3 protein-coding genes are annotated in these 4,511 nt (G+C 54.8%); 1 reads left to right on the top strand and 2 read right to left on the bottom strand.

Annotation, left to right across the window (positions count from 1 at the left end):
- The first annotated feature begins 49 nt into the window (after window positions 1-49).
- Window positions 50-2,179: a protein kinase gene (locus O6929_07040; GenBank protein ID MCZ6480142.1), complete on the top strand. Its 2,130-nt coding sequence runs from the start codon at window positions 50-52 to the stop codon at window positions 2,177-2,179.
- Between the two features lie 644 nt (window positions 2,180-2,823).
- On the opposite strand, the gene O6929_07035 is transcribed toward O6929_07040, so the two are convergent.
- A complete protein-coding gene (locus tag O6929_07035) occupies window positions 2,824-3,786 on the bottom strand; it encodes an alpha/beta hydrolase (GenBank protein MCZ6480141.1) in 963 nt (320 codons plus the stop codon).
- A 297-nt stretch (window positions 3,787-4,083) separates the two neighbouring features.
- Window positions 4,084-4,511 (bottom strand): transposase (locus tag O6929_07030; protein ID MCZ6480140.1); only part of this gene is annotated, 428 nt, incomplete at its 5' end.

Raw genomic sequence — 4,511 nt, 5'->3', positions numbered from 1 at the left:
TGAACCTCCTGTTACAGACATTTCTCAATCGCCAACTTTGACTGAGGAGATGACAAGAGCAGGAGTGATTTTGGGGACAGCGGCTTATATGAGTCCTGAGCAGGCCAAGGGGAAGCCTGTGGATAAGAGAGCGGATATTTTTGCTTTCGGGGCTATGTTGTATGAACTGCTAACGGGGAAAAGGGCTTTTGAGGGGGAAACGATTGCTGAAACGTTGGCAAAGATCCTGGAAGGCGAGCCGAACTGGGTTGCGTTACCCGATACCACACCTTGGAACATTCGTAATCTGCTTCGTCGATGTCTCACCAAAGATCCTCATGATCGCCTCGATGGGATAGCCAATATCCGAGTTGAGATAAAGCAGGCACTTGAGGAACCTGCAACGGTAACCCCGACTGGAGTCACTGGTGCAGCCCAGCCGGCCCGATTGAGGCTGGCCGTCATTGTGAGCCTAGCCGCCGTGCTGGCCTCCTTTGTAACCAGTATTGCCATCTGGATGCTTGTGTCTTCCTCCCCACCGTCACCGCAACTTCCTACGAAGTTTGTCATTACTTCGTCGTCAGCCGCCCCTCTCTACAGCCGTCCCGGCCGTAGCCTGGCTATCTCCCCGGACGGAAGACGTATTGCCTATCAGGTTGGAAGTATGCGTAGGACACAGTTGTATCTTCGCCCCCTGGATGAGGTCACGACTACCCCCATCCCTGGCAGTTACGACCTGGGGGGAGGGCCACCAGTTTTTTCGCCAGATGGCGAATCTGTTGTGTTTGTTGCTGATGGCAAGCTGAGGAAGGTATCGCTCCCGGGAGGTACACCCGTGACCCTTTGCGAAATGACAAACCACTTTGGTGGGAGCTGGGGGCCTGGGGATGTGATCGTTTTGGCGTTAAATGAGGGCCTTTACCGTGTTTCGGCCGCTGGGGGTGAGCCGGAGATATTGGCGAATGTCGACCGTGAAAAGGGCGAAGTGGAGTATCGCCAGCCCGAAGTTCTGCCTGACGGGAAGACGGTACTGTTTACAATCGGGAGGGAGAATACCTCCCAGATTGCGGTCTTGTCCTTGGAAACCGGAGAGAAGAAGATTGTAGTCGAAGGAGGCAGAGAGGCTCATTATGCACCAACCGGACATTTGGTCTATGAGGCCGCACAACTGGGGACCTTAATGGCGGCCTCATTTGATCCTGAGAGGCAGGAGATCACGGGCCAACCGGTTCCAGTCCTTTCGGGGATCAGTAGTGCCGCAACAGGGACGATGGACTACGCCTTTTCCGGGGATGGAACGCTCGTTTACATTCCAGCCAGATCTGTTGCGAGCACATTAGTCTGGGTCGATCGGCGAGGAAAGACTCAACCACTCACAGACTTAAAACGTGCTTTTAATTCCCCGCAATTATCGCCCGATGGTCGGCGCGTAGCTGTTACAATCGGGACTGCTAACGGAGGTAACATTTGGATCTACGACATCGCCCGGGGAACATTAACCCCATTGACTTTTGAAGGATTTAATGGCTTTCCCGTCTGGGCACCGGACGGGAGGCGACTCGCCTTTACTTCTGACAGAGCCGGATCGCTCAACCTCTTCTGGATGCAGGCAGACGGCACCGGTGAAGTCGAGCAACTCTCAACCAACTTGGAGCGTCAAACCCCGTTTTCCTGGTCCCCCGACGGTCTACTTGCTTATTATCAGACCACAGGCGGGGTGGATGGCGACATTTGGACCCTCCCGCTCAAAGGCGAACGCAGACCCCGGCAGTTCCTTGCCACTCAGTTTTTTGAATGGTATCCCATGTTCTCACCCGATGGCAGCTGGATTGCCTTTGTGTCCGACCAGTCTGGTCAATTCGAGGTTTATGTCACACCCTATCCCGGCCCAGGTGGGATGATGCAGATCTCAACAGGTGGGGGCGGCAGGCCACTCTGGGCACCTAACGGGAGGGAGCTTTTCTATCGGGTCCAAGACAAAATGATGGCTGTCTCCATCCAGACGGAGCCCACATTCAAAGCGGGAACGCCGAGGCTTTTGTTCGAAGGAGCCTACGGCGGATTGGAACGTCGCGGTGGATACGATGTCGATTCTGAAGGTCGATTTCTAATGATGAAAGAAGAGGAACAAACTGCAGACCAAATCAACGTCGTCCTCAACTGGTTTGAAGAACTCAAACGCCTGGTGCCTACCAACTGAGCCATGACCCCCTCCGCGACGACCCTCGCTTTCACGACCTGCTGCTGCGGATGAATCTAGAACCGTAGATTTCAAAAGTTTTTCAAAAAAATTGTGCGAACCCGCCATACCACCACCGATTACCTCCCCTAACCCTTCAGACAATCGACGCCCTTTTGAGCCGCGCGCCTGGCCTTTTCCCTCGCAAAGCCACCCTGAGACCCCCTTGTAGACCCTGAGAATGGCTCTCACGCGACGATCTTCGTGATGTAGCCTCCCCTCTGTAAACGCCTGGGCGGCTGAAAATGCATACTATAACTGGTTGCCCCCAAAGGGATTAGGTCCACTCCTATCTGCTTTAAAAACCTGCGAGTGCATTTTTTTCTTGACATCCTAAGCTGCTTCGGCCGAGCTTTGCTCTCAGGCCAAGGGGTGATTTAATGCCCTGAGCCAGCCCCAGGAGATGCCCCCTCCTGTCCCGAGAGATTTGCTTCCTTGCCCTCGAAGGGTTCAGGGAATAGTGGAAATAGCTGCAGTGCTTGAGTTTAGGTACTGAGTATCAACTGATCTATGTTGGGTGAGAATCGTCCAAGTGCGCTGTTCACTTCCGATATACGAACGCCTGACCCCTCCCTCTGATTCCGATTGCGCCCAACCGGCCGCTGTTAATTCGACGTCCTACGCACGACCACATGTGTACTGAGGAAGTCGCGAATGGCGGTGTAGATCCTTGCGCGCTCTTCGTCGCTGAACCCACCATGGCCACCACCGGGCACGGTCACAAGCTTGTTGGGCACTCCGGCCTCCTCGAGCGCTTTGTGCAGGCTTACGCCGTGAGAGTAGGGGACGAGCTGATCGGCATCGCCATGAACTGTGAGAACCGGCGGAGATCCTTGACGCACATACGTGAGCGGCGACACACGTCTCGCGACCTGCTCCCGATCGATGCTGCTGCCAAGCCATGCCTCAGTGTATGACCCTGAAGGTCCCGGAGTCCTCTCGATCAGATCCACAACGTCGGTGATTCCATACCAGTTGATGATGGCCGCCACCTTCAGCTCCTCGGTCGACGTCGTCCCAGTGGACCACGCCCGACGTCTGTTGCCGGGGCATTGGCGATCCAAGCCGGCCGATTCGGGAAGCATCCCCGTGGTGAGTGCCAGATGTCCGCCCGCCGAGGTTCCGGTAACGACCAATTTATCGAGGTCGAATTTGTATTGTTCGGCGTTCCTGTAGACCCAGCGCAGTGCACAGCGACAATCCTCCACTGCGGCTGGGGCATGCGCCGCATCCGCTAGCCGATACTCCACGTTGACCACCGTCCAGCCCATTTCAAGATACGGCAGGAACGCGAGCGCGGAGCTTTCCTTGTTATCATTTGTCCATCCCCCGCCGTGGAAATAGATGAGCGTTGGATTCGGGTTCGTCAACCCAAGGGGGTGATAAACGTCGAGTTGTAGATCCACACCCCCGGCCCTTAGATAGGTAAGGTTGGGAATGACACGGTACCCGCTGGCCACCTGGACGAACGTCTTCGCATCAGCCGCAGCCTGCGCGCCCGCAGGAGTTGACGCACCCAAGCCCACGAACAACATGACACTGATAGCCACAACAGAAACATTTCTCATTACAGTTGCCTCCCTTTCGGTTCTGGCGCAAAGCCCCTACCGTCGAAACTTCCTTCCTCGTAAGACATATGTGCGAACTCCTCTTAAGCGATATTCCTCATATCAACTTCGGATCCGTGTTCCTCTGTCCTCCCCGTGATGAATGATCGAAATCTAGCACCATCCCAACCTTGAAGCCAGCGTTTTCCCCCATATTTCGGCTGAAAAGGGCCTCTGCTCCCTGGATTATGAAGGTGCTGTCCAAAAATCCGATTATTTGAGACACCTCTCCAGCCGCTTGATCAGAAACACTTGGCGCTAGGCTGTTATCCATCTCAATCGGTCAATCCGAGACCATATCTCGGCCCATATCTCCTTGCTTACCGCGACCTCCGCCATTTGAAACGTGACGATCCGGCTATGGTGAACCACCTTCGCTCCGATCTTGATCAGTTTGGTCAATAGGGTGCGAAGGGACCAATGTTTAATTCTTCTGGGAAGGACCAGACGCCGCAGAAAATTGCCCAGGTTATAGGCCAAGACAAACAGACCCAACCGCACCTGATTCGGGACAAAATGTTGGCAGGACAGTCTCGTCCAGCTCAAGGCATATTTGCCTTCCTTGATCCACTGCTCGGCGGTGCCGCGACCGTTGTAAAAGTGAATCACCCCTTGGGCTTGTGCGCTCATATTGGTCACGATGAAACCGACTCTCGGAAAGAGTTCGCCGCGATGCCACTCGACCT

The sequence above is a fragment of the Candidatus Methylomirabilota bacterium genome, from assembly GCA_027293415.1.
GTDB lineage: Bacteria > Methylomirabilota > Methylomirabilia > Methylomirabilales > CSP1-5 > CSP1-5.
Note: the sequence above shows the minus strand (reverse complement) of the source record. Positions and strands in the feature narration are given on the sequence as shown.

Coding starts and splice junctions, on each gene's coding strand:
- O6929_07040 (MCZ6480142.1), top strand. CDS start 50: ATGACAAGAGCAGGAGTGATTTTGGGGACAGCGGCTTATATGAGTCCT.
- O6929_07035 (MCZ6480141.1), bottom strand. CDS start 3,786: ATGAGAAATGTTTCTGTTGTGGCTATCAGTGTCATGTTGTTCGTGGGC.